Raw genomic sequence first — 23,704 nt, forward strand, 5'->3', positions numbered from 1 at the left:
CATTCCAACTTGCAGCTTTAAGCTTACCCGCTTGAAGCTGTCTCGAAGAGACCGCCATGACCGACCAACAACGCCTCGAACTCGAAGCCGCCGCCTTTCGCCGATTGGTGGCCCACCTGGACAGCCGCAAGGATGTGCAGAATATCGACCTGATGAACCTCGCCGGCTTCTGCCGCAACTGCCTGTCCAAGTGGTACAAGGCCGAGGCCGACGAACGCCAGATCGAGGTCAGCCTCGATGACGCCCGTGAAGTGGTGTACGGCATGCCGTACGCCGAGTGGAAAGCCCAATACCAGCAAGAAGCCAACGCAGACCAACAGGCCGCGTTCGCCAAAGGAAAACCTCATGACTGATTTGAACACCCTGCGCGCCAGCCTCAACAGTGGCGACCACGTCTTTGCCGATACCCTGGCGTTCGTCGCGGCGGGTTACGACTACCAGCCGCAAGCCTTCATCAACGGCGGTGTGGAAAATGCCGCTGGGCAGAATGAAGGGTCGTGCAAGACCCTGGGTTTGGCGCTCTTGGAAGGCTTGAGCGATCAGGAGGCGTTGCTAGCGTTTGGGGAGCATTACCGTTCGGTGCTGGCTACACCTGAGGGCAGTGACCATGGCAATATCCGGGCGTTGATTGCCCATGGACTGGCCGCAGTGAAGTTTGCTGAACAACCTCTGACTCGCCGCTGATTTAATAACCAACCCAGTTCAACGTGGGAGCCGGGCTTGCCCGCGATGGCGGTGGTGACTATCACACCGCTATCGCAGGCAAGCCAGCTCCCACATTTGTTTAGCGGTGTAGGTTAGATCGCAGGCATAAAAAAACCGGCTTTCGCCGGTTTTTTTGAGTCAACGGGTTTAGAACGAAGCGTCCTTCAAACCGTCGAGGTAACGCTCGGCATCCAGGGCCGCCATGCAACCGGCGCCGGCCGAGGTGATGGCCTGGCGGTAAACGTGGTCTGCCACGTCGCCAGCAGCGAAGATGCCTTCGATGTTGGTCGCAGTTGCATTGCCTTCGCGGCCGCCCTGCACCACCAGGTACCCGTCTTTGGCTTCCAGCACGCCTTCGAACAGTGAGGTGTTCGGAGTGTGGCCGATAGCGATGAACACGCCGTCCACTTTCAGCTCGTCGAAACTGCCGTCGTTGTTTTTCAGACGGGCACCGGTCACACCCATGTTGTCGCCCAGGACTTCATCCAGGGTGGCGTTGAGCTTGAGGATGATCTTGCCTTCAGCGACACGGGCGTGCAGCTTGTCGATCAGGATCTTCTCGGCGCGGAAGGTCTCGCGGCGGTGAACCAGGGTCACGGTGCTGGCGATGTTGGCCAGGTACAGCGCCTCTTCCACGGCAGTGTTGCCACCGCCGACCACGGCAACCGGCTTGTTGCGGTAGAAGAAACCATCGCAAGTGGCGCAGGCGGAAACACCCTTGCCCATGAACGCTTCTTCCGACGGCAGGCCCAGGTAACGCGCACTGGCACCAGTGGCAATGATCAGTGCGTCGCAGGTGTACACACCGCTGTCACCGGTCAGGCTGTAAGGCTTTTTCGAGAAGTCGACCTTGTTGATATGGTCGAAGACGATCTCGGTTTCAAAGCGCTCGGCGTGCTCTTTCATACGTTCCATCAGCACCGGGCCGGTCAAGCCGTGGACATCGCCCGGCCAGTTGTCGACTTCAGTGGTGGTGGTCAATTGGCCACCCGCCTGCATACCGGTGATCAGCAGCGGCTTGAGATTGGCTCGGGCAGCGTAGACGGCAGCGCTGTAACCGGCAGGGCCGGAACCGAGAATAATCACTCGGGAATGACGGGTATCAGACATGACTCACTCCTATCGACCGCCCGGACCACAGAGCGGCTGGAATAAAAAAGGACGGCGAAGCACTTGGGGAAGGCTTTAACTCGCCAGGTCCTGAAAAATAATGGGTGCAGCGTATCGAGGGGGGCAAGATTAAGGAAATACGCATTAACAATCCAGCTCATAGCGACGCTCTATGCGCCTGGTCAGGTTAATCGATGCCTTTGTAACCCCGGATGTCGCCTGGAGGCCCATGCTTTCACATCGCGCGCAAAGCCGGTAAGGTCGGCGCGTTCGTCACCTTGCTCGGAGTTCTCCATGCCTGCCCCTGCTCTTTCCGGCCCGCAATACCTGCGTGAAGGCCTCAAACTGGTGTTGAGCCCCGGCCTGCGCCTGTTTGTACTGCTGCCGCTGGTCATCAACCTGGCGCTGTTCGTCGGATTGATCTATTTCGCCGGCCATCAGTTCAGCCTGTGGGTCGACAGCTTGATGCCGACGCTGCCCCACTGGCTAGGCTTTTTGAATTACCTGTTGTGGCCGCTGTTTGTCGTGCTGGTGGTGCTGATGGTGTTTTTCACCTTCACCATGCTCGCCAATATTATCGCCGCGCCGTTCAACGGGTTTCTCGCCGAGAAGGTCGAGGTCGTGGTACGTGGCACCGACGACTTCCCGCCGTTCAGTTGGGGTGAGCTGGCTGCCATGGTCCCGCGCACCCTGGCGCGGGAGATGCGCAAGCTGGGTTACTTCCTGCCGCGCGCCATCGGCCTGTTTATCCTGTCGTTCATCCCGGTGGTCAACCTGATCGCGGCGCCGTTGTGGCTGCTGTTTGGCGTGTGGATGATGGCGATCCAGTACATCGACTACCCGGCCGACAACCACAAGCTGGGCTGGAACGAAATGCTCGCGTGGCTGCGCCAGAAACGCTGGCAGAGCATGAGTTTTGGCGGCATTGTCTACCTGGTACTGCTAGTGCCGGTGGTCAACCTGTTGATGATGCCAGCGGCGGTGGCCGGGGCGACGTTGTTCTGGGTGCGGGAGCAAGGCGCCGAGGCGATGGCGCAGCCGGCGGTGGCCAAGTCATAAATCCATCATCGCCCTGACACAATGACGACATGGCCCACGCAGACACTGTGGGTCATGACGACAGCCTCGCTTCACATCACCCTCATTACCGAAACCTTCCCGCCGGAAATCAACGGGGTGGCCAATACCCTTGGCCGCCTGTGCGAGGGTTTGCGTTCACGCGGCCATCAGGTCGAGTTGGTACGCCCACGCCAGAGTGCCGACCAAAACCGCTCCAGCGACGATGAACTGCTGCTGTGCCGCGGCTGGCCACTGCCGGGCTATCCAGGCTTGCAATGGGGCCAATCGTCAATGCGCAAGTTGCTGCGCCGCTGGACGCGCCAACGCCCGGATGTGCTGTATATCGCCACGGAAGGGCCGCTGGGGCTCTCGGCGCTGCGCGCTGCGCGGCGCCTGGGGATCGGCGTAGTCAGCGGCTTTCATACCAACTTTCAGCAGTATTCGAACCAGTATGGCTTGAGCCTGTTGAGCCGCGTGGTCACCCATTACCTGCGCTGGTTTCATAACCGCTCGAGCCTGACCCTGGTACCGAGCGCCAGCCAGCGCCTGGAGCTGGAGCGCCGGCATTTTGAGCGTCTGGATATGTTATCCCGGGGTGTCGACAGCCAATTGTTCCACCCGGCCAAACGCGATAACGCCATGCGTGAAAATTGGGGGTTGGAGAACCACGATATTGCCGTGCTGCATGTGGGACGCCTGGCCCAAGAGAAGAACCTGAGGCTGCTCAAGCGCTGCTTTGATGCCTTGCAGGCTGCCTATCCAATGCGGCGGATGAAGCTGATTGTGGTCGGTGATGGCCCCCAGCGCTCGTCGATGGAACACGATTTGCCCGATGCAGTGTTCTGCGGAACGCAGCGCGGCGAAGAGCTGGCAAGGCATTACGCCTCAGGGGATTTGTTCCTGTTCCCCAGCCTGACCGAAACCTTCGGCAATGTGGTGCTTGAAGCGATGGCGTCTGGCCTGGGCGTGGTGGCTTACGACCAGGCCGCCGCGAGCCAGCATCTGCGCCATGGCTATAGCGGCGCACTGTCGATGCCTGGGGATGAAGACGCATTTTGCGACGCGGCCATCTGGCTGCTGGAGGAGCGCGAAACGTTACGCAGAGTGCGCTTGAATGCCCGACAACATGCCAGCCGTCAGGGCTGGCCGGCGATTATCGAGCAGTTCGAGCGCCAGTTGCGCGGGGTATGCGAGGACGGCCAACCGGTGCCCGCCCTCTTACCGCTCACACCAGAGTCATCAACGCCTCACGACTGAAGGGCAAGATGTCACTCTCGCGCCCTTCGCGCACCTTCACCGCCCAATCCGGGTCCACCAGCAAGGCACGGCCCACAGCCACGAGGTCGAACTCATCGTTGTTCAGGCGCTCCAGCAGTTTCTCCAGGCTGGCAGGCTGGGCAACTTTGTCGGTGTTGACCATGAACTGCAGGAACTCGCCATCCAGGCCCACGCTGCCTACCGTGATGGTTGGCTTACCGGTTAGCTGACGCGTCCAACCGGCGAGGTTAAGGTCGGAGCCTTCAAATTCCGGCTCCCAGAAACGACGTGTGGAGCAGTGGAAAATATCCACGCCAGCGTCAGACAGTGGCTTGAGAAACTCACCCAACGCCTCAGGGGTTTGAACCAGGCGCGCGGTGTAGTCCTGCTGCTTCCACTGGGAGAAACGCAAGATGATCGGAAAGTCCGGGCCGACAGCGGCGCGGGTGGCCTGGATCAGCTCAATGGCGAAGCGCGAACGGTTGGCCAGGCTGCCACCGTATTCGTCGGTGCGCTGGTTGCTGCCTTCCCAGAAGAACTGGTCCACGAGGTAGCCGTGGGCACCGTGGATTTCCACGCCGTCCATGCCGATGGCCTGGGCATCCTTGGCGGCCTGGGCGAAGGCGTTGATCACGTCCTTGATGTCCTGTTTGGTCATGCCGTGCACAACGACATTGCCGTCCTTGAGCTTTTCCATCGGGCCATAAGCCGGCACGCTGGCATCAGGCTCAGTGCCCATACGGCGCACACTGCCCACATGCCACAGCTGCGGAACAATCTTGCCGCCTTCGGCGTGGACTGCATCGACCACTTTCTTCCAGCCAGCCAAGGCGGCTTCACCGTAGAAATGCGGCACGTTGGGGTAGCCATTGGAGGCTGGGTGCCCGACCACGGTGCCTTCAGTGATGATCAAGCCCACACCGGCAGCGGCACGGCGGCGGTAGTACTCAATGACTTTGGAATTGGGTACGCCGCCAGGGGAGAACGAGCGGGTCATGGGCGCCATGACCACGCGGGTCGACAGTTGCAATGCACCGAGCTGGAAGGGTTTGAACAAGGCTTGGACGGGCATGGAACGCTCCACGGGAGAGTGAATTTATGATGCAGATAATATGGAGAGCTTGCAGCGCTGAGTAGCACTATTGATCTAAATGATTAAGGGGTAAAAGCGGGACGCGGAGCGCCCAGGGTGGCATTCCCACGCAGAGCGTGGGAACGATCAACGCAAAGCGTAGGAACGATCAGGCCTTCACTGACGTCAGCTCAAGGCTTTTTCGATGGCCTGGATGATGGAGGGGTCTTCCGGGGGCGTGCGTGGTGAGAAGCGCGCAAGTACACGGCCATCCTTACCCAACAGGAATTTCTCGAAGTTCCAGGTGATATCCCCGGGGAATTCAGCGCCCTCGCCCGCCAGCAAACGGTACAACTGGTGCCGATCAGGCCCGTTGACCTCGATCTTGCTGCCCAGTGGAAAGGTCACGCCGTAGTTCAGGCTGCAGAACTGCTGAATCTGCTCCTCGGTGCCCGGCTCCTGGCCTGCAAACTGGTTGCATGGCAAGCCGAGCACTGTGAACCCTTGGTCCTTGTACTGCTGATAGACGTTTTCCAACGCTGCGTATTGCGGGGTCAAACCACATTTGGACGCAACATTGACCACCAGCACAACTTGGCCCTTGAAAGGCGCCAGCGGTAGCGCTTGTCCGTCCAGGGCTTTGAGTTTCAGATCGTGGAAAGCACTCATGACGAACTCCAGATATCCCATGTTCTTTGCATTGCAGCCCTTCGGAGCTTACAACCGGCAAAGCTGCAATCATAGACGCCGGTGACAAAACTCGCCTGCAGGTTACTGAGCGGTCGGCCAGGGCAGAATCGGAATTGCCGTCACCGCATTCTGCGGGCTGCCTTCGATCAAACGGTCGCTATAGACCAGATACACCAGGGTGTTGCGCTTCTTGTCGAGGAAACGCACCACCTGCATGGTCTTGAATACCAGCGAGGTGCGCTCCTTGAACACTTCGTCGCCGTCCTTGAGCTCACCCTTGAAGTGGATCGGGCCCACCTGGCGGCAAGCGATCGAGGCTTCGGCACGGTCTTCAGCCAGGCCCAGGCCGCCCTTTACCCCGCCGGTCTTGGCACGCGACAAGTAGCAGGTCACGCCATCGACCTTGGGGTCGTCAAACGCTTCAACCACAATCCGGTCGTTGGGGCCGACGAACTTGAACACCGTCGACACCTGGCCGACTTCTTCGGCCGAAGCCAGCAGCGGCATGGCCAACAGCAGGCCGAGCAATCCCTTCATCACGCGCATCGTGTATTTCCTATGGTTAAACCAGGATCAGGTTGTCGCGGTGAACCAGTTCCGGTTCCGCCATATAGCCCAAGAGTCCGACAATGGCGTCGGAAGATTGTCCAATAATCTTCTGTGCTTCCAGGGCGCTGTAATTGGCCAGGCCGCGCGCAATCTCGCGACCGTCTGGCGCAACGCACACCACCATCTCGCCACGGCGGAAGCTGCCCTGCACCAACTTCACACCCACCGGCAGCAGGCTCTTGTTGCCTTGGGACAAGGCCGATACGGCCCCCGCATCCAGCACCAGCGTGCCACGGGTTTGCAGGTGCCCGGCCAACCATTGCTTGCGCGCCGCCAGCATGCCGCGTTCCGGCGACAGCAGCGTACCGATGCGCTCACCGGCCTTGAGGCGATCAAGCACGCGCTCCAGGCGCCCGCCGACGATGATGGTGTGGGCACCGGAACGCGCGGCCAGGCGAGCGGCGCGCAGTTTGGTCTGCATGCCGCCACGGCCCAGGGCACCACCGACACTGCCGGCGACCGCATCCAGCGCCGGGTCGTCGGCGCGGGCTTCATAGATAAGCTGGGCATCGGGGTTGTTGCGCGGGTCGGCGTCGAACATGCCATCGCGGTCGGTGAGGATCACCAACAGGTCAGCCTCTACCAGGTTGGCTACCAGGGCGGCCAGGGTGTCGTTGTCACCGAAGCGGATTTCGTCGGTGACCACAGTGTCGTTCTCGTTGATGACCGGGATGACCTTGAGCTCCACCAGCGCGCGCAAGGTGCTGCGGGCGTTGAGGTAACGCTTGCGGTCGGACAGGTCGTCGTGGGTCAGCAACACCTGCGCCGTGTGGCGGCCGTGCTCGGCAAAGCTGGACTCCCAGGCTTGCACCAGGCCCATCTGGCCGATGGCGGCAGCGGCTTGCAGTTCATGCATCGCGCTGGGTCGCGCGGTCCAGCCGAGGCGGCTCATCCCGGCGGCAACCGCTCCGGACGACACCAGCACCAACTCAACGCCTGCTTCATGCAAGGCCACCATCTGCTCGACCCAGACGCTCATGGCTGCGCGATCCAGACCTTTGCCATCCGCCGTCAACAGCGCACTGCCGATTTTCACGACCCAGCGCTGCGCACCTGTCACTTTGCTCCGCATCATCTTCAACCTTAGAGTGAGGGCCGCGCGACCCAGCGCTGCCCATAACGTTATACCCGGATACCAAAACGCCGCTCCAGAGAGCGGCGTTCAAGTTTATCGCAACGGATCAGTCACGCACGTAAATGATTTCCGGACCGTCTTCATCATCCACGTCTTCTTCGTCCCAATCATCGTCGCCGATGTCGTGGACCGACTTCACGCCGCTGCGGCGCAGAGCACGCTGGTCGTCCAGGGCCTGCAACTGGGCGCGGGCTTCGTCTTCGATCTGCTGGTCGAGTTCGGCGAGTTCGGCCTTGTACACCGGGTCGGCCGCCAGGCGGTCGGCACGGTCTTCCAGGTAACGCATGATGTCGCGGGTCAGGCGCTCGGTGCCTTCTTTGGCGATGGCCGAGATGACGTAGACCGGACCTTCCCACTCCAGGCGATCAACGATCTCCTTGACGCGCTCTTCGTGCTCTTCTTCAAGAATCTGGTCGCACTTGTTCAGTACCAACCAGCGATCGCGCTCGGCCAGGGCCGGGCTGAACTTGGTCAGCTCGCTGACGATGACTTCGGCGGCGTCTGCGGCGCTGGTGTCATCCAGCGGCGCCATGTCGACGAGGTGCAGCAGCAAACGGGTGCGGGACAAATGCTTGAGGAAGCGAATACCCAGGCCCGCGCCGTCGGAAGCGCCTTCGATCAAGCCAGGAATGTCGGCGACTACGAAGCTTTTCCAGCGGTCGACGCTGACCACACCCAGGTTTGGCACCAGGGTGGTGAACGGGTAGTCGGCGACTTTCGGCTTGGCGGCCGACACCGAGCGGATGAAGGTACTTTTACCGGCGTTCGGCAGGCCCAGCAGGCCCACGTCCGCCAGTACTTTCATTTCCAGCTTCAGGTCGCGCTGCTCGCCCGGCTTGCCCGGCGTGGTCTGGCGCGGTGCACGGTTGGTACTGGACTTGAATCGGGTGTTACCCAGACCGTGCCAACCGCCCTGCACAACCATCAGCTTCTGGCCGGCCTTGGTCAGGTCGCCAATCACTTCCTGGGTCGCAGAGTCGATGATCGTGGTGCCGACCGGTACGCGCAGTACCAGATCTTCACCTTTTTTACCGGTGCAGTCGGTGCTGCCGCCGTTGGAGCCACGCTCGGCATCGAAGTGCCGGGTGTAACGGTAGTCGACCAGGGTGTTGAGGTTTTCGTCGGCCATCATGTAGATGGAACCGCCGTCACCGCCGTCACCGCCGTTTGGACCACCGTTTTCGATGAATTTTTCGCGACGGAAACTCATGCAACCGTTACCGCCGTCGCCTGCTTTTACTCGGATGGAAACTTCATCAACGAACTTCATAACAAAACGCCTCTCGCCGCATGGACGAGCTTAAGAAACCAAGACATAAGACTCTTGCAAAAATGAGCGCAGCGACCTCAATCAGCGACCGCAAACCTGCGCCTGAGCTCATCACAAACAGCTTTGCAAGAGACTCACTCCACAAACGAAAAAGCCCCGTCGCAAGACAGGGCTTTTCCAGCGATCTCGCAATTAAGCTGCGACAACGCTCACGTAACGGCGGTTGAACGCGCCCTTTACTTCGAACTTGATCACGCCTTCGATTTTAGCGAAGAGGGTGTGATCTTTACCCATGCCAACACCGTAACCGGCGTGGAATTGGGTGCCGCGCTGACGCACGATGATGTTGCCCGGAATGATTTTCTGGCCGCCATACATCTTCACGCCAAGGCGTTTGGCTTCTGAGTCGCGACCGTTACGGGTACTACCACCAGCTTTTTTGTGTGCCATGAGTCAATTCTCCTAGTGAGGAATTAGGCTGAAATTAAGCCTGAATACCGGTGATTTTGATCTCGGTGTACCACTGGCGGTGGCCCATACGCTTCATGTGGTGCTTACGACGACGGAACTTGATGATGCGGACTTTATCGTGACGACCTTGGGAGATCACTTCAGCCACAACGGTAGCGCCAGCAACAACTGGAGCGCCGATGTTCACGTCATCGCCATTGGCGACCAACAGAACGCGATCAAAAGTAACGGATTCGCCAGTAGCGACTTCCAGTTTCTCGATCTTCAGGTATTCACCTGGGGCGACTTTGTATTGCTTGCCACCAGTAACAATTACTGCGTACGACATGGTATTTCTCCGATAATCCTGCTCACCCAGCGCTTTATAAGAAGAGGTATTGGCTGGCATGGCTGCATGGGATGGACGTCCCGAATGCAATTGCGTAAGGCAGGTGCTGCCCAGGAAGTTCAGGGTGCGCGATTGTACGCAAGCTATGGGAGGCTTGCAAGGGGCCGTCTATCGCGCCTTGACACCCGGGGGTCAGGGTCCTAGCATGCCGCGCAACCCTTCTGGAGCGACTGTCGCTGATGCAACCCCAAGCTTTCTACCGCGCGGTCGCGGACGATTTTAGCGCCGTCGACGGCATCATCAAGCAGCAGCTGACGTCTAAAGTGCCGCTGGTCTCCAAAATTGGCGACTACATTACGTCGGCGGGCGGCAAACGCCTGCGTCCTTTATTAGTGTTGCTGTGCGGCAAGGCCCTGGGCCGTCAAGGCGATGACCTGCGCCTGCTGGCCGCCACGATCGAATTCCTGCACACCGCCACCCTGCTGCATGACGACGTGGTCGACATGTCCGGTATGCGCCGTGGTCGCGAGACCGCAAACGCGATGTGGGGCAATGCGCCCAGCGTGTTGGTGGGCGACTTCCTGTATTCGCGCTCGTTCGAAATGATGGTCGAGCTGGGCTCGATGCCCGTGATGAAGATTCTTTCACAGGCCACACGCATCATCGCCGAAGGCGAAGTGTTGCAACTGTCCAAAGTCCGCGATGCCAGCACCACTGAAGAAACCTATATGGAAGTGATTCGCGGCAAAACCGCGATGCTCTTCGAAGCCTCTACCCACAGTGCAGCCGCGCTGTGTGGCGCCACCGCCGAACAGGCCGAGGCCCTGCGCACGTTCGGTGATCACCTGGGCGTGGCGTTCCAACTGGTGGATGACCTGCTCGACTACAAGGGCGACGCTGAAACCCTGGGCAAGAACGTCGGTGACGACCTGGCCGAGGGCAAGCCGACCTTGCCGCTGATCTACACCATGCGCGAAGGCACGCCGGAACAGGCTGCCCTGGTGCGCAAGGCGATCCAGAAAGGCGGGATCGAAGACCTGGAAGCCATCCGTGCCGCCGTAGAAGCCTCGGGCTCCCTGGAGTACACCGCGCAACTGGCGCGTGACTACGTGGCGCGGGCGATCACACGCCTGGAAGCGCTGCCGGCCAGTGAATACCGGGATGCCCTGGTTGAGCTGAGTGAGTTTGCGGTCGCCCGTACTCACTGATTCCGCGCTGTTTAATGTGGGAGCTGGCTTGCCTGCGATGACGGGAGTGAATTCACTACCGCTATCGCAGGCAAGCCGGCTCCCACATTAGGACGAGTCCAACCCCACCCGCGTTTAAAACCCTATATAATGTGCGACTTTTAGCCATCCCTGACTTTCTAGGAGCTTTAGTGAGCACGTTGCCACCCTGCCCAAAATGCAATTCCGAATACACCTACGAAGACGGCGCCCAACTGGTCTGCCCGGAATGCGCCCATGAGTGGTCCGCCAACGGCGAGGCCGAAGTGGTCGGCGATGAGACCGTGAAGAAAGACTCTGTGGGCAACGTCCTGCAGGATGGCGACACCATCACCGTGATCAAGGACCTCAAGGTCAAGGGCACTTCCCTGGTGGTCAAGGTCGGCACCAAGGTCAAGAACATCCGCCTGTGCGACGGCGACCACGATATCGACTGCAAGATCGACGGGATCGGCCCGATGAAACTCAAGTCCGAGTTCGTGCGCAAAGTCTGAACCTGCTGCATTCCATCCCGCGCCCGCCGCGGGATGGCGTTTCGCCCTCTGCGTTGATCGAACGCAATACCCACACAGAAAAACCCAGAAATTGCCAATAGACGCTTGCTATTCTACGAATAAGAATTATTCTCATTGAAACCCATCAAGGAGAACGACCATGACTTATTTGATAGATGCCTGGCTGGATCGCCCCCACCCTTACCTGCGAATCCTGCATCGGGAAACCGGTGAAGTCTGTGCGGTGCTTGAGGAAGAAGCGCTGAACGAGCTGCAGGACCAAGGCGATCTGGACGTGAATGGCCTGAGTTCCAGTGAGCCTAGTGTGCTGAAGGAAGTGGTGAGGAATCTGTTTCTGTTCTGCTATGCACGAGCGTTGCGCCCGGCGACCGACTTGAATGGCAAGTTCCATCCATGAAGAAACTGGCAAATACCTGTTGGGGCGAACGCGTTCGTCCCAACAGGTAACCAGCAGGCCTTACAGAACGTCGAGCAGCTCGACGTCGAATACCAGAACGCTGTGCGGCGGGATGCTGCCAACGCCTTGAGCGCCGTAAGCCAGTTCGCTCGGCACGTACAGGCGCCATTTGCTGCCGGCATTCATCAGTTGCAGGGCTTCGGTCCAGCCGGCGATCACGCCACCCACCGGGAATTCTGCAGGCTGGCCGCGCTCGTAGGAGCTGTCGAATACAGTGCCGTCGATCAGGGTGCCATGGTAGTGAGTACGCACTTGGTCTTCACGGGTCGGCTTGGCGCCGGTACCGGCCGTCAGCACTTCAAATTGCAGGCCGGAAGCCAGGGTGGTGATGCCATCACGCTTGGCGTTTTCTGCCAGGAAAGCCAGGCCAGCGCCCGCTGCAGCTTCGGCCTTGGCAGCGGCTTCGGCTTGCATGATTTCGCGGATCACCTTGAAGCTGGCCGCCATTTGTTCTTGGTCAACACGGCTTGGCGAGCCTGCGAATGCGTCGGTCAGGCCGGCCAGGATCGCGTCCAGGCTGACGCCCGGTGGCGGGTTGTCGCGCAGTTGGTCGCCCAACTGACGGCCGATACCGTAGCTGACGCGGGTTTCGTCGGTGGACAGATTAACTTCGGACATGAAGAGGCTCCGCTGTAGGACGCCACGGTTTCGCGCGCCGCCCAGAACTAAAAGGGCCCGCAGACTAGCACACATGAGCGGGCCGTGATCAGCCCCACCCCGGCATCGCCGTTGCGCGCCGGCGACCCTTCGTCGACGAACAATAAAAGTATTTCAGAATCATCCTTTCCCGCCGATACAGCCCTACACATCTTGGCTGGCTCAAACAAAAACACACCGTCCAGCAGACAGACATCACTCTTCAAGGAGCTTTCGATGAACAGCTGGTTCGGTAACATCAGCGTCAATCTCAAACTCGGCCTGGGCTTCGGCCTGGTGCTGGTCCTCACCTCGATCCTGGCACTCACTGGCTGGACCAGCCTGGGCGGCTTGATCGACCGTAGCAATTGGATGAGCGACATCACCCAGCTCAATGCCTCGCTGACCAAGCTGCGTATCGTCCGCTTGCAATACATGCTGGCCAATGGCGACGAAGCTGTGGCGCAGAACGTGCAGACCAGCCTCGATGCCTTCGCCGCGCAGCAACAGAAGCTGCTCGACAGCTTCAAGAGCCCGGAAAACCTCAAGCTGCTCAATGAGCAGAAAGCCGTCATTACCGCTTACCGCCAGTCCCTGAACAAAATGCGCGAGGCCTACCGCAATGGCAACGCTGCGCGCGATGTCATGGGCGCCAAGGCCGACATTGCCAACGCGCAAATCAATGCGCTGGAAACCAGTGTGCAGCAGTCATCCGACAGCCCGGAACGCTTCACGCAGTTCCTGGCCGTGACCCAGGCCAAGAACGAATTCATGCAGGCTCGCTACGAAGTGCGCGGCTATACCAATAGCCCCAACGCCGAAACCGAAGCCCGCGCGGCTACACAGCTGGAAAAAGCTGTCGCCGGTTTGAAAGGCCTCAGCGTTGCCTTCGGTACTGGCCAGCAGAGCGCATTGTCCGCACTGGAAACCGCGCTAGGCGCCTACCGCAGCGCCGTGCAGAGCTACAAGGCGGCCAATGCCAATATCGTCACCGCCCGTGCCGAAATGACCACCCAGGGCGCCGACATCGTGACGATCAGCGACAAGCTGTACGACATCCAACTGGAACGTCGCGACGCCGAAAGCACCCAGGCCCGCAGCCTGCAACTGATCAGCACCTTGCTGGCCCTGTTGGTCGGCGTGATTGCCGCGTGGGTGATCACCCGCCAGATCACCCGCCCGATCCAGGACACCCTGGCCGTGGTGGAGCGCATCGCTTCGGGCGACTTGAGCCACAATATCCAGGTGACCCGTCGTGACGAACTGGGCGTGTTGCAGCAAGGCATCCAGCGCATGGGCACCACCCTGCGCGAGCTGATCAGCGGCATTCGCGACGGCGTCACTCAGATCGCCAGCGCCGCCGAAGAATTGTCAGCGGTGACCGAGCAGACCAGCGCCGGCGTGAACAGCCAGAAGATCGAGACCGATCAGGTCGCCACCGCCATGCATGAAATGACCGCCACCGTGCAGGAAGTTGCGCGCAATGCCGAACAGGCTTCCCAAGCCGCTTCCGACGCTGACGGCCAGGCCCGCGAAGGCGATAAAGTGGTGGCTGAAGCCATCGCCCAGATCGAACGCCTGGCGGCCGAAGTGGCGCGCTCCACCGACGCCATGACGCACCTGCAACAAGAGAGCAACAAGATCGGCAGCGTGATGGACGTGATCAAGGCCGTGGCCGAACAGACCAACCTGCTGGCACTTAACGCCGCCATTGAAGCTGCGCGTGCCGGAGAAGCCGGCCGTGGGTTTGCGGTGGTCGCCGACGAAGTGCGTGGCCTGGCGCAGCGTACACAGAAGTCCACCGAGGAAATCGAAGGCCTGGTGGCCGGCTTACAGAACGGCACCCAACAAGTCGCCAGCGTGATGAACAACAGCCGCAGCCTCACCGACAGCAGCGTCGAACTGACGCGCAAGGCCGGGGTATCCTTGGAAAACATCACCCGCACCGTGTCGAATATCCAGTCGATGAACCAGCAGATTGCCGCAGCCGCCGAACAACAGAGCGCCGTGGCGGAAGAGATCAGCCGCAGTATCGTGAACGTGCGTGACGTGTCTGAGCAGACCGCTACGGCCAGTGATGAGACAGCCAAGTCGAGTGTTGAACTGGCACGCCTAGGTAGCCAGTTGCAGCAGATGGTCAGTCATTTCCGGGTGTAGCACCACAACCATGGTGGCGAGGGAGCTTGCTCCCTCGCCACAAGGGCCTTACCTGCGAACAGGCCAATGGGAGAATCAGCCCTCGCTCTCCTCAACAAACACCAATCGATTCCCAAACGGGTCTCTGATGCTCATCTCCCGTGTCCCCCACGACGTGTCTTCCACCCCAGGCTTGGCATACCGGTATTCCTTGCCCAGCAATTGCTGCTGATACGCATCGACCCCTCGGGCCTGGATCCGCACAGCCGCCCCTGGCGAAGCATCGCCATGATGCTCGGACAAGTGCAGCACACACTCCCCCAGCGACACTTGCACGTACAACGGAAAATTCGCCTCGAAGCGATGCTGCCAATCGACCTTGAACCCCAGGAAATCGACGTAGAACTCCAACGCCTTGGCCTCGTCGAAAATCCGCAGGATGGGGGTGACTTTTCCAAACTGCATATAACTCTCCAAGTGCGGTCGCTCGTTGCTGGCGAGCGACCACCCTAGCTCAGCAAGCGCTCAAAGTGAACACGCTCAATGGTTGTGAATTTCCCTGATCCTTGCGCTCGACAGTTGATCATTGTCCACATGCACTTCATCGAACTCATAAGAGCTTTCTGCAAACTCATTCAAGTGGCCCGACTTGCGCATCCGCTCGATGGTGCCAGGCGCCACACACTGGCGAGCCTCGACGAACTGCGGGTTTACCTCGATATTTTCGTTGAAAGAGACGCCGGGAACACCGCGACTGTCGATTTCGTAAAGGTGGTACTTGCCGCCGAGTGCAGTATCACCAAAATGTATCGCCGCCGCCTTTGAGCGAGACGCCATCACGACATTGCCGTCCATCATTTTTTCAGCCCCGGAAAAGAAGTTTGAGTCCCGGAAACCATAATTTGCCGGATCACCGCGACGCTCTACGCGATCCGCCTTTTCGACGCGGTACAACTTGGGTATATCGGTACGTTCAATCATGCCTCGACTGTTGAAATACCCACCATCAGGCACCTGGACGCCGGCCTTGAACGGATTGACCTTGAGCACGTTGCTATCGTCGTACGGCTCGTAATCCCCGGAGGACGTGGCATCGGACACCACCGAAGACGGCGACTCCTCATTCTCCGACAGTTCGTTTTCCGAGTCCTCGAGTTTGGGCTTCTTCGCCGTAGACGGGCCCTCCTCGACGATCTCATAACGGGGCTGCATTGAGGGACGCTTGGCCCCCCCTTGCAGGTAAATCTCCATGGATGGGTCCCACGCAGGATTCAACCCGTTTGCTGGTTTTTCGGGTAGCCGCGCAGGTTCGGTCGGACTCATCAGCACACCGATCTGCCCGTTCACGCGGCGATAGTTGAAAAACGGTTTTTGCGCCGTCGCCGGTTGAGCGCCGGACTCGACAGAAGGGTCGGCCGTGGAAGGACCGGCTTTGCCGAGGGCGTGAAAAAAAGCCATCGTCGCGACGTCCATCACCGCCGAATGCAGCCCATTCTTGCGCTCGGCCTGAGTGTCACCCTCCACGGCCTGGTCGATTTCCATTCCTACCTGTGCAGTGTAAGAGACGGCGCCAAGCGCCAGACCAATAGGCCCGAGCAAGGCCATGGGGATGGAGAATATCGCGTTGCCGGCTTGCAACAGAGCCAGTGCGTCATCCTTGCGCACTTCGGCGTTGGATTTCATTTCGGTATCCGCATCATTGTCGATGCGTTGGCGTGTCTGGCTGGCCATGAAGGAAAACACGTCCCCGCCGATTGGATAATTCAAAGTATCGATAACACTGTCATTCGCTGCCTGGGTGCCTGCACCCAGCCTGGCCAGGGTGACGTCCACGCCGTTGGCACTCAGGGCGCCAAACACGCCCTGCTGACGATCACGCAGCGAGAAATGTTCCTCCAGCACCTTGGCTTTGGCGGGGTCCTTGCTTTGTTCGAGCACCCACTGGTCCACGGCGGCTCGGTCCTTGAAAGTCTGGATCGCGGGTTTTGCGCCGGGGACATAGAGGGTTTCGGTACCACTCTTGGAGATGAAGCGCAGGATGTCATTGGACTTATAACCATTGATATCGAAGCAAAACACCCTGGTGTCCGGACCCGGCGTCGTCTGCGCCTGTAACTGGGCCTTGGACATCGGCCCCTCGAGCGGTACACCTGACGCCGCCGCTTTCATCACCTCGGCATAAGCCTGCGGGCTAAGGCCCTGGCTGGAGTCTTGTTGGTTGAGGGCGCGCGCGGCCCGGGCCTCCATCACGAACTGTTGCTTGGCCAGCATCCGCCACTCGTCGCCGTGCTGCATCCAAAAATTGTCCAGCCTGGTCATCACCTTTTTCTGCAGGTCCCCCTCACGCACCAGGTTCAACAGCTCGCTGGGCTTCATGCGCAGTTGGTTGCCGGCGTCGTAGGTGCCCCTTCCCGGCCCATCCAGGTACAGGCCATAGGCGGCGTCCAGATCACGCCAGGTCTCCACGGCGTTGGGCACGTCATCGTGAATTTTCGAGTAGAGGTATCCCGGCCCCGTCCGGTCGAAAATGAACTTGCCCAGCCGGCTGAAAAAATCCGGCACACTTTCGCTGTCCAGCAACGAAAACGGGCTGGTATTCGAAGACACGAAATGCGCCAGCGCCTGAGCCTTGCCGGCCGTGCCGTAGCGTTCCGCCGAGAAAAAATCACTGGCCACGGCATCGGTCAGCGTCATGGACGACTCGGGAACTCCGCGATGTTCCCACCCGGTCACGGCGCTGCCAGTGTGGGTACTGTTGGCAGGAGAAAACTGATGCAGGTATACCTTGTCGGGGTCGATCCATTGATTGGTCAGGTTCCAGACTTTTTCCTGGATCCAGCCTTTGATCGTGTCACGCGGAAAAGGGAACGCCGACATCGCATCGACGCCCTCATTCACCGCGGCGTCAGGCGACGTGACGGTAGATGAAATGACGGCGTTGCCGGCCCGGTTAGCGAGTTGGCTGGGGCTTACAGGCTGAGTGTTCATACAGGCTCTCCGTAATAAGACCTGCACATGCTAGAGAGCCGTCCTTTGCAATCAATTAGCTTTTTGTAAGCGCTGATTGGCCATATTCAGACACGCTATCGGGCCGAGCACTGTCAGATCGCATCCCGCGCACCAAGCTGAAAACCTCGGCGCAAATCACCGCTGCGCGCCAGAAAACGACCCGCACGCCGTGTGTTCGACTGCCCTTCGCTGTAGCTCAAGACGCCGTTTACCCACACACGCTCAATCCCTTCGGCCGCACGCTGAGGCGTCTTGAAATCCGCCATGTCACGCACCCGCGCAGGGTCGAAGAGCACCAGGTCAGCCCAGTGCCCCTCGCGAATTTCTCCTCTTTGGGCCAAGCCGAAACGCGCCGCCGACAGCCCGGTCATTTTGTGTATCGCCGTGTACAACGGGAACAATCCGACATCCCGGCTGAAATGCCCTAGCACCCGTGGGAAAGCGCCCCACAAGCGCGGATGAGGAAACGGATCTTCAGGCAACCCATCCGACCCCACCATCGACAATGGGTGCGCAAGAATGCGCCGCACATCCGCCTCATCCATGCCGTAGTACACCGCCCCCGCAGGTTGCAAACGGCGGGCGGCATCCATCAGCGAAACGCCCCACTCGGCGGCAATCTCCTGCAAATCACACCCGCCCATTTCCGGGTGCGGTGTGGACCAAGTGATGGTGATGCGAAACGCGTCAGTCACCTGCTTGAGGTCCAGGGTCGAGGAGCTGGCGGCATAGGGGTAGCAATCACAACCCACCGGATGATCTTTTGCCGCTGCTTCCAGGGCCGCCAACAGCTGCGGGCTGCGCCCCCAGTTACCGGCACCGGCGCATTTAAGGTGGGAAATGATCACCGGCACCCTGGCGTGTCGACCGATCAGAAACGCCTCATCCATTGCTTCCAGCACTGGCTCGAACTCACTGCGCAAATGCGTGGTGTACACCGCGCCGTAGGCCGTCAGCTCCTCAACGAGCTGCAGCACTTCATCGGTCTCGGCGTTGAAGGCGCTGGCGTAGGCCAGGCCTGTGGATAACCCCAGGGCACCGGCCTCCAGGCTCTCCTGCAACTGCACGCGCATGGCCGCGATTTCATACGGTGTGGCGGTGCGATGCAGGTCGTCCATATGGTTGCTGCGCAGCGCCGTGTGACCGATCAATGCCGCGACGTTCACTGCCGGATGGGCGCCCTGCACCGCGTTGCGATAATCGCTGAACCGCGGATAACAGAACTGTTCACGGTTGCCCAATAAGTTCATCGGGTCCGGCGGGTCGCTGCGCAAACTGACCGGCGAAGCGCTGATGCCACAGTTGCCGACAATCACCGTGGTCACGCCCTGGCTGAGCTTGGGCAGCATCTGCGGCTGGCGAATCACTACCGTGTCGTCGTGGGTGTGCACGTCGATAAAACCCGGTGCCAGTACCCGGCCATGGCCGTCGATGATCTGCTCGGCCTGGGCTGTGGACAAGTCGCCAATCGTACGGATGCGCCCTGCCTGCACGCCCACATCGGCGACATACCCTGGGGTGTTACTGCCATCGATGATCAGCGCCTGGCGAATCAGCGTGTCGTACTTCATATCAATCTCCAAGCGGCAGGCTGCCAGGGCCGCCGCGGTAATCGTCCAGCGCCAGTTTGATCCGGCGCAGGCGTTCCTGGTTGTCGTCCGGCAGGGCCAGCGCCAACTCGGTGGCGAGCAGGTCGATAGCCAGCAGCATGCCGTAGCGGGCCGCAGTGGGCTTGTAAATAAAACTGGTTTCCGCCGATTGCAGCGGCAGCACGACATCCGCCAACTGCGCCAGCGGCGAATCGGCAAGGGTGATGGCAATGATCCGCGCGTCGTAGTTGCGCGCCAGCGTCACTACCTCCAGTAACTCCGGGGTCAGGCCCGTGAGTGAGCAGGCGATCACGGCATGTTCGGGCCCCAGGGTCGCCGCCGTGACACGCATCATCACAGGGTCGTGACTGGCGGCAATCGGATAGCCCAGACGCACCAGGCGCACCTGCAACTCATCGCTGCACAGGCTCGACGGCCCGCCCATGCCGAAGGCATGGATCATCCGCGCCTTACCCAATAGCTTGACCGCATCGCCAAAGCTGCGCTGATTGAAACCCGACAGGTGCTGACGCAACGTCGCCTCGATATCCCCCAGAATCTGCCGATGAAACGCTGACTGTTCTGGCTTGCCCGCCGGGTCCAGGAAGCGGCTGCCCACGCCGCTGGCCTGGGCCAACTGCAGGCGCAAATCGCGCAAGTCACGGCAGCCCACGCTGCGGGCGAAGCGTGACAAGGTGGCGGTACTCACCTCAGCCCGTTGCGACAGTTCCTCCAGACTGGCGGACGCGGCAAAGCCCACATCCTCAAGCATCAGCTTGGCAATACGCCCTTCGCCGGCACTGAAAGTGTCCTGGCGGGCGCGGATCTGATAGAGGATGTCCATGGGGGCTCCGGGTTACAGGCTCATAAAACAAGGGACAGGCCGTAGGTCAGGCCGAAGGCGACCAGCGAAATAAGGGTCTCCAGTACGGTCCAGGTCTTGAAGGTCTGGATGACCGTCATATTGAAGTATTCCTTGATCAGCCAGAAGCCGCCGTCGTTCACGTGGGAAAAGATCACCGAGCCTGCACCGGTCGCCAACACCAGCAATTCAGGGTGTGGATAACCCAGGCCCAAGGCGACCGGCGCGACCACCCCGGACGCGGTGGTCATGGCCACCGTGGCCGAGCCGGTGGCGACGCGCATCAGCGCGGCGAACAGCCAGCCCATCACCAGCGGCGACAACTGGAACGCATGGGCCAGGCCAAGGATTTCATGAGTAACACCAGCGTCCACCAGGATGCGATTCAAACCACCGCCCGCGCCCACCAGCAAGGTAATGCTGGCGGTCGGCGCCAGGCATTCGTTGGTGAACTTGAGGATCGACTCGCGGTTGAAGCCCTGGGCCAGGCCCAAGGTCCAGAAACTCACCAGGGTCGCCACCAACAGGGCGATCACCGAGTTGCCGATAAACAACAGGAACTGGTTGAAACCGCTGCCCGGCGTAGAAATCACGTTGGCCCAGCCGCCGATCATCATCAGCACCACCGGCAACAGGATGGTGCCCATGGTCAGCGCAAAGCTGGGCAGGCGTGTACGCGGTTCACGCTCGATGAACTGGCGCTCCAGCGGGTTTTGCGCCGGCAAATGGATGTGCGGCACGATGAACTTGGCGTAGACGGGACCCGCGATGATCGCCGTGGGGATACCAATCAAAATCGCATACAGCACCGTCTGCCCGACCGAGGCGTTATAGGCCAGCACCGCCATCATTGCCGCCGGGTGCGGCGGCACCAACGCATGCACCACCGACAGGCCGGCGACCATCGGCAGCCCGACCATCAGGATCGACACGCCCACGCGCCGCGCCACGGTAAAGGCAATCGGCACCAGCAACACAAAGCCGACTTCGAAAAACAGCGGCAGCCCCACCAGGAACGCGATACACACCATCGCCCAGTTGGCATTGCGCTCACCGAAGCGGTTGATCAGCGTGCGCGCCACCTGCTCAGCGCCGCCCGACTCGGCCATCATCTTGCCGAGCATGGTGCCCAGCGCCACCACCAGGGCGATATGCCCCAGGGTCTTGCCAACACCCGCCTCGTACGAGCCCATGATGGTGTCCGCCGGCATCCCGGCCATCAGCGCCAGGCCGATGGACACCAGGGTAATCACGATAAAGGGGTTGAGTCGGTAGCGTGCGATCAGCACGATCAATGCAATGATGGCGATGGCAGCGTATGCCAACAGCCCGAAGCCCGGTGATGCGGCCATGCGGTACTCCTCGGAAAGGGTCACGTCGAATTGGTTGTGAAACTCATAAATCATTCCCGAGGAGCATTTTCAATTTTCATGAAAGTAATTTTCGCCCACGGATAAGCGCTGTCGCTTGGGGATATGCCCGACATGGGTGGATGAAAATTCGGGGGGTGTTCTTACATGAAGATCAGAGAAGGCGGAAACTCAGTCGCTGCCCTTGAGTCATAGAATGCGCATCCATTGCCCAGGAACCCGCTCATGATTCGCACCACAATTGCCGCCAGCGTCCTGCTCTTGTGCGGCAGCGCTTATGCCGCCGACAACCCTGCCTTGAAAAAATGCATGGACAGCGCCAATACCACCGCCGACATGGTCAATTGCAACGCCCGGCAAACCAAGGTGCAGGACGACCGCCTGAACCGCGCCTACAAGACCGCCCTCGCCGCCCAGGAAGGGCCGCGCAAACAGCAACTGCAAGAGGTGCAGCGCCTGTGGATCAAATACCGCGACGCCAACTGCGCCTTCGCAGGCAGCGCCACCGGCGGCACGATTGATCAGGTAAACGGCTCAGGCTGCGTGCTGGACATGACCCAGACCCGCGCCCAGGAGCTGGAAGACCTGGTCGGCCCGTAACTGCTACAGCTCCCCCCCTGTGGCGAGGGAGCTTGCTCCCGCTGGGCTGCGCAGCGGCCCCAAAATCCTGGGCGCGCTTCGCACGCCAGCGGGAGCAAGCTCCCTCGCCACAGGGGCTCAATCAGTCGTGATGAACTTTGGCGCGCTTGAGCAGTTTTTTGCAGCGCTCGGATAAATGCAGCACCCGAAGGTGCTTGCCAGCCTTGGTGTAGCGCTCGCGCAGGGTCATCAGCGCAGCAATCGCCGAATAGTCGACAAAGCTCAGGTGACGGCAATCCAGTGTGACCTGGGCCGGGTCGTTGGCCGGGTCGAACTGATTCAAAAACGGCGTGGTCGAGGCGAAGAACAACGTGCCATGCAGCCGATAGAGCTTGCTGCCATCGGCCTCCAGGTGTTCATCGGCGTACAGCTCCCGCGCCTGCTGCCAGGCGAAGTTCAGCGCGGCGATGACGATACCGCACAGTACGGCGGTGGCCAGATCGGTGAACACCGTAATGATCGTCACCGCCATGATCACCAGCACATCATTGAGCGGCACCTTGTTGATCACCCGCAACGACGCCCAGGCGAAGGTCTGTTGCGACACCACGAACATCACGCCCACCAAAGCCGCCAGCGGGATCCGCTCGATCAGTGGCGACAGAAACAGAATGAACAATAGAATCATCACCCCGGCAAACACCCCGGAGAAGCGCCCACGCCCGCCGGAGCTGAGGTTGATCACGGTTTGCCCGATCATCGCGCAACCCCCCATGCCGCCAAACAGGCCCGAGACCATATTCGCCGCGCCCAGGGCCACGCTTTCGCGGTCAGGATAACCACGGGTCTCGGTGATTTCGTCGGTGAGGTTGAGTGTCAGCAAGGTTTCCAACAGGCCAACCATCGCCATCAAAAACGCGTAGGGCGCGATGATGCCGAGGGTTTCCAGGGTCCAGGGGATCTGCGGCAGGGCGAAAGTCGGCAAGCCACCGGCGATGTGCGCCATATCGCCCAAGGTGCGCGTCGGCAGGCCAAGCAGGTACACCGCCAGGCCCACACCGAGAATCGCCACCAGCGCGGGCGGTACAGCACGGGTCAGACGAGGCAACAGATACACAATGGCCATGGTTGCCGCCACCAACCCGGCCATCACGTACAACGGCGTGCCGCTGAGCCAGGTTTCACCGCTCTTGAAATGCTCCAGTTGCGCCAGCGCAATGATGATCGCCAGGCCGTTGACGAAGCCGAGCATCACCGAATGCGGCACCATGCGCACCAGCTTGCCCAGGCGCAGCAGGCCGAAAGCGACCATGATCAACCCGCCCAGCAGTACCGTCGCCAGCAAATACTCCACGCCGTGTTGCACCACCAGCGCGACGATCACCACCGCCATCGAACCGGCGGCGCCCGAGACCATGCCCGGGCGGCCGCCGAACAACGCGGTGAGGGTGCAAATGATGAAAGCACCGTAGAGGCCCATCAGCGGGTTGAGATGAGCCACCAGCGCAAAGGCGATGCATTCGGGCAGCAAGGCGAAAGACGTGGTGAGGCCGGCCAGGGCGTCGGCGCGCAGACGGGTGAGGTTCATGGAGTACCAGGGAATTGCGGGGGATTAGGCG

At 60.3% G+C, this 23,704-nt stretch carries 24 protein-coding genes; 9 read left to right on the top strand and 15 right to left on the bottom strand.

Annotated elements, in window-relative coordinates:
- Nucleotides 1-56 precede the first annotated feature (56 nt).
- Both HBO10_RS16115 and HBO10_RS16120 read left to right on the top strand, forming a co-directional pair.
- Nucleotides 57-353, top strand: coding sequence for a DUF1244 domain-containing protein (locus tag HBO10_RS16115; protein WP_034128743.1), 297 nt, complete (start codon nt 57-59; stop codon nt 351-353).
- Nucleotides 346-684 (top strand): HopJ type III effector protein, encoded by a 339-nt coding sequence (locus tag HBO10_RS16120; RefSeq protein ID WP_034128744.1) that lies wholly within the window; start codon nt 346-348, stop codon nt 682-684. Before HBO10_RS16115 ends, HBO10_RS16120 begins: the two co-directional genes overlap by 8 nt.
- 168 nt (nt 685-852) lie before the next feature.
- Here the strand turns inward: HBO10_RS16120 and trxB are convergent, their stop codons facing one another.
- A complete protein-coding gene (gene trxB, locus HBO10_RS16125; RefSeq protein ID WP_003194076.1) occupies nt 853-1,815 on the bottom strand; it encodes a thioredoxin-disulfide reductase in 963 nt (320 codons plus the stop codon).
- A gap of 294 nt (nt 1,816-2,109) precedes the next feature.
- On the opposite strand from trxB, the gene cysZ reads away from it, so the two are divergent.
- Both cysZ and HBO10_RS16135 read left to right on the top strand, forming a co-directional pair.
- Nucleotides 2,110-2,874 (top strand): sulfate transporter CysZ, encoded by a 765-nt coding sequence (cysZ, locus tag HBO10_RS16130; RefSeq protein WP_034128745.1) that lies wholly within the window; start codon nt 2,110-2,112, stop codon nt 2,872-2,874.
- Nucleotides 2,875-2,928: 54 nt separating this feature from the next.
- Nucleotides 2,929-4,131 (top strand): glycosyltransferase family 1 protein, encoded by a 1,203-nt coding sequence (locus HBO10_RS16135; RefSeq protein ID WP_034128746.1) that lies wholly within the window; start codon nt 2,929-2,931, stop codon nt 4,129-4,131.
- On the opposite strand, the gene HBO10_RS16140 is transcribed toward HBO10_RS16135, so the two are convergent.
- From HBO10_RS16140 to rplU, 7 genes are all read right to left on the bottom strand, one after another.
- On the bottom strand, nt 4,100-5,203 hold the full coding sequence (locus HBO10_RS16140) for an NADH:flavin oxidoreductase (protein ID WP_034128747.1): 1,104 nt from the start codon (nt 5,201-5,203) through the stop codon (nt 4,100-4,102). The two genes, HBO10_RS16135 and HBO10_RS16140, sit on opposite strands and share 32 nt — an antisense overlap.
- Before the next feature lie 186 nt (nt 5,204-5,389).
- Complete coding sequence (locus tag HBO10_RS16145; protein WP_034128748.1) at nt 5,390-5,872, bottom strand: glutathione peroxidase; 483 nt, start codon at nt 5,870-5,872, stop codon at nt 5,390-5,392.
- Nucleotides 5,873-5,974: 102 nt separating this feature from the next.
- Nucleotides 5,975-6,439 carry a CreA family protein gene (locus HBO10_RS16150; RefSeq protein WP_003194082.1) on the bottom strand — a complete coding sequence of 155 codons (465 nt, stop codon included), beginning with the start codon at nt 6,437-6,439 and terminating at the stop codon, nt 5,975-5,977.
- A 16-nt stretch (nt 6,440-6,455) separates the two neighbouring features.
- Complete coding sequence (gene proB, locus HBO10_RS16155) at nt 6,456-7,574, bottom strand: glutamate 5-kinase (protein ID WP_019817476.1); 1,119 nt, start codon at nt 7,572-7,574, stop codon at nt 6,456-6,458.
- A 109-nt stretch (nt 7,575-7,683) separates the two neighbouring features.
- Nucleotides 7,684-8,907 (bottom strand): Obg family GTPase CgtA, encoded by a 1,224-nt coding sequence (cgtA, locus tag HBO10_RS16160; RefSeq protein WP_003194084.1) that lies wholly within the window; start codon nt 8,905-8,907, stop codon nt 7,684-7,686.
- Nucleotides 8,908-9,099: 192 nt separating this feature from the next.
- Nucleotides 9,100-9,357, bottom strand: a complete 258-nt coding sequence (rpmA, locus tag HBO10_RS16165; protein ID WP_003176049.1) for a 50S ribosomal protein L27 — start codon at nt 9,355-9,357, stop codon at nt 9,100-9,102.
- Between the two features lie 34 nt (nt 9,358-9,391).
- Entirely contained in the window at nt 9,392-9,706 is a 315-nt protein-coding gene (rplU, locus tag HBO10_RS16170) for a 50S ribosomal protein L21 (RefSeq protein ID WP_007950961.1), read from the bottom strand.
- A gap of 239 nt (nt 9,707-9,945) precedes the next feature.
- Here rplU and HBO10_RS16175 point away from each other — a divergent pair, with 239 nt between their 5' ends.
- The 3 genes from HBO10_RS16175 (at nt 9,946) to HBO10_RS16185 (ending at nt 11,844) form a co-directional block, all read left to right on the top strand.
- Nucleotides 9,946-10,914, top strand: coding sequence for a polyprenyl synthetase family protein (locus HBO10_RS16175; RefSeq protein WP_034128749.1), 969 nt, complete (start codon nt 9,946-9,948; stop codon nt 10,912-10,914).
- Nucleotides 10,915-11,084: 170 nt separating this feature from the next.
- The gene (locus HBO10_RS16180; protein ID WP_034128750.1) at nt 11,085-11,426 is read left to right on the top strand and encodes a zinc ribbon domain-containing protein YjdM; all 342 of its coding nucleotides are present in this window, start codon (nt 11,085-11,087) and stop codon (nt 11,424-11,426) included.
- Between the two features lie 160 nt (nt 11,427-11,586).
- A complete protein-coding gene (locus tag HBO10_RS16185) occupies nt 11,587-11,844 on the top strand; it encodes a hypothetical protein (RefSeq protein WP_034128751.1) in 258 nt (85 codons plus the stop codon).
- A gap of 60 nt (nt 11,845-11,904) precedes the next feature.
- Here HBO10_RS16185 and HBO10_RS16190 read toward each other — a convergent pair whose 3' ends face one another.
- Entirely contained in the window at nt 11,905-12,522 is a 618-nt protein-coding gene (locus tag HBO10_RS16190) for an FKBP-type peptidyl-prolyl cis-trans isomerase (protein ID WP_034128752.1), read from the bottom strand.
- A 255-nt stretch (nt 12,523-12,777) separates the two neighbouring features.
- On the opposite strand from HBO10_RS16190, the gene HBO10_RS16195 reads away from it, so the two are divergent.
- Nucleotides 12,778-14,697 (top strand): methyl-accepting chemotaxis protein, encoded by a 1,920-nt coding sequence (locus HBO10_RS16195; RefSeq protein WP_034128754.1) that lies wholly within the window; start codon nt 12,778-12,780, stop codon nt 14,695-14,697.
- A 75-nt stretch (nt 14,698-14,772) separates the two neighbouring features.
- Here HBO10_RS16195 and HBO10_RS16200 read toward each other — a convergent pair whose 3' ends face one another.
- The 5 genes from HBO10_RS16200 to HBO10_RS16220 all read right to left on the bottom strand — a co-directional run bounded on the left by HBO10_RS16200 (nt 14,773) and on the right by HBO10_RS16220 (nt 21,542).
- Nucleotides 14,773-15,141, bottom strand: a complete 369-nt coding sequence (locus tag HBO10_RS16200; RefSeq protein ID WP_034128755.1) for a glyoxalase superfamily protein — start codon at nt 15,139-15,141, stop codon at nt 14,773-14,775.
- Between the two features lie 75 nt (nt 15,142-15,216).
- Nucleotides 15,217-17,664 carry a DUF6543 domain-containing protein gene (locus tag HBO10_RS16205; protein WP_034128756.1) on the bottom strand — a complete coding sequence of 816 codons (2,448 nt, stop codon included), beginning with the start codon at nt 17,662-17,664 and terminating at the stop codon, nt 15,217-15,219.
- A 113-nt stretch (nt 17,665-17,777) separates the two neighbouring features.
- Entirely contained in the window at nt 17,778-19,256 is a 1,479-nt protein-coding gene (locus HBO10_RS16210) for a D-aminoacylase (protein ID WP_034128757.1), read from the bottom strand.
- Between the two features lies 1 nt (nt 19,257).
- A complete protein-coding gene (locus tag HBO10_RS16215) occupies nt 19,258-20,118 on the bottom strand; it encodes a MurR/RpiR family transcriptional regulator (RefSeq protein WP_034128758.1) in 861 nt (286 codons plus the stop codon).
- A gap of 20 nt (nt 20,119-20,138) precedes the next feature.
- Nucleotides 20,139-21,542 (bottom strand): gluconate:H+ symporter, encoded by a 1,404-nt coding sequence (locus tag HBO10_RS16220; protein WP_034128759.1) that lies wholly within the window; start codon nt 21,540-21,542, stop codon nt 20,139-20,141.
- A gap of 189 nt (nt 21,543-21,731) precedes the next feature.
- On the opposite strand from HBO10_RS16220, the gene HBO10_RS16225 reads away from it, so the two are divergent.
- Nucleotides 21,732-22,106 carry a lysozyme inhibitor LprI family protein gene (locus HBO10_RS16225; RefSeq protein WP_034128760.1) on the top strand — a complete coding sequence of 125 codons (375 nt, stop codon included), beginning with the start codon at nt 21,732-21,734 and terminating at the stop codon, nt 22,104-22,106.
- 121 nt (nt 22,107-22,227) lie between these two features.
- On the opposite strand, the gene HBO10_RS16230 is transcribed toward HBO10_RS16225, so the two are convergent.
- Nucleotides 22,228-23,673, bottom strand: coding sequence for a SulP family inorganic anion transporter (locus HBO10_RS16230; protein WP_034128761.1), 1,446 nt, complete (start codon nt 23,671-23,673; stop codon nt 22,228-22,230).
- Nucleotides 23,674-23,704: the final 31 nt, after the last annotated feature.

This window comes from Pseudomonas sp. WS 5503, from assembly GCF_012985385.1.
Classification (GTDB): domain Bacteria; phylum Pseudomonadota; class Gammaproteobacteria; order Pseudomonadales; family Pseudomonadaceae; genus Aquipseudomonas; species Aquipseudomonas paracarnis.

What these genes read in the sequence shown, in the direction of transcription:
- HBO10_RS16115 (WP_034128743.1), top strand. Translation starts at nt 57, where the DNA reads ATGACCGACCAACAACGCCTCGAACTCGAAGCCGCCGCCTTTCGCCGA.
- HBO10_RS16120 (WP_034128744.1), top strand. Translation starts at nt 346, where the DNA reads ATGACTGATTTGAACACCCTGCGCGCCAGCCTCAACAGTGGCGACCAC.
- trxB (WP_003194076.1), bottom strand. Translation starts at nt 1,815, where the DNA reads ATGTCTGATACCCGTCATTCCCGAGTGATTATTCTCGGTTCCGGCCCT.
- cysZ (WP_034128745.1), top strand. Translation starts at nt 2,110, where the DNA reads ATGCCTGCCCCTGCTCTTTCCGGCCCGCAATACCTGCGTGAAGGCCTC.
- HBO10_RS16135 (WP_034128746.1), top strand. Translation starts at nt 2,929, where the DNA reads ATGACGACAGCCTCGCTTCACATCACCCTCATTACCGAAACCTTCCCG.
- HBO10_RS16140 (WP_034128747.1), bottom strand. Translation starts at nt 5,203, where the DNA reads ATGCCCGTCCAAGCCTTGTTCAAACCCTTCCAGCTCGGTGCATTGCAA.
- HBO10_RS16145 (WP_034128748.1), bottom strand. Translation starts at nt 5,872, where the DNA reads ATGAGTGCTTTCCACGATCTGAAACTCAAAGCCCTGGACGGACAAGCG.
- HBO10_RS16150 (WP_003194082.1), bottom strand. Translation starts at nt 6,439, where the DNA reads ATGCGCGTGATGAAGGGATTGCTCGGCCTGCTGTTGGCCATGCCGCTG.
- proB (WP_019817476.1), bottom strand. Translation starts at nt 7,574, where the DNA reads ATGCGGAGCAAAGTGACAGGTGCGCAGCGCTGGGTCGTGAAAATCGGC.
- cgtA (WP_003194084.1), bottom strand. Translation starts at nt 8,907, where the DNA reads ATGAAGTTCGTTGATGAAGTTTCCATCCGAGTAAAAGCAGGCGACGGC.
- rpmA (WP_003176049.1), bottom strand. Translation starts at nt 9,357, where the DNA reads ATGGCACACAAAAAAGCTGGTGGTAGTACCCGTAACGGTCGCGACTCA.
- rplU (WP_007950961.1), bottom strand. Translation starts at nt 9,706, where the DNA reads ATGTCGTACGCAGTAATTGTTACTGGTGGCAAGCAATACAAAGTCGCC.
- HBO10_RS16175 (WP_034128749.1), top strand. Translation starts at nt 9,946, where the DNA reads ATGCAACCCCAAGCTTTCTACCGCGCGGTCGCGGACGATTTTAGCGCC.
- HBO10_RS16185 (WP_034128751.1), top strand. Translation starts at nt 11,587, where the DNA reads ATGACTTATTTGATAGATGCCTGGCTGGATCGCCCCCACCCTTACCTG.
- HBO10_RS16190 (WP_034128752.1), bottom strand. Translation starts at nt 12,522, where the DNA reads ATGTCCGAAGTTAATCTGTCCACCGACGAAACCCGCGTCAGCTACGGT.
- HBO10_RS16195 (WP_034128754.1), top strand. Translation starts at nt 12,778, where the DNA reads ATGAACAGCTGGTTCGGTAACATCAGCGTCAATCTCAAACTCGGCCTG.
- HBO10_RS16200 (WP_034128755.1), bottom strand. Translation starts at nt 15,141, where the DNA reads ATGCAGTTTGGAAAAGTCACCCCCATCCTGCGGATTTTCGACGAGGCC.
- HBO10_RS16205 (WP_034128756.1), bottom strand. Translation starts at nt 17,664, where the DNA reads ATGAACACTCAGCCTGTAAGCCCCAGCCAACTCGCTAACCGGGCCGGC.
- HBO10_RS16210 (WP_034128757.1), bottom strand. Translation starts at nt 19,256, where the DNA reads ATGAAGTACGACACGCTGATTCGCCAGGCGCTGATCATCGATGGCAGT.
- HBO10_RS16215 (WP_034128758.1), bottom strand. Translation starts at nt 20,118, where the DNA reads ATGGACATCCTCTATCAGATCCGCGCCCGCCAGGACACTTTCAGTGCC.
- HBO10_RS16220 (WP_034128759.1), bottom strand. Translation starts at nt 21,542, where the DNA reads ATGATTTATGAGTTTCACAACCAATTCGACGTGACCCTTTCCGAGGAG.
- HBO10_RS16225 (WP_034128760.1), top strand. Translation starts at nt 21,732, where the DNA reads ATGATTCGCACCACAATTGCCGCCAGCGTCCTGCTCTTGTGCGGCAGC.
- HBO10_RS16230 (WP_034128761.1), bottom strand. Translation starts at nt 23,673, where the DNA reads ATGAACCTCACCCGTCTGCGCGCCGACGCCCTGGCCGGCCTCACCACG.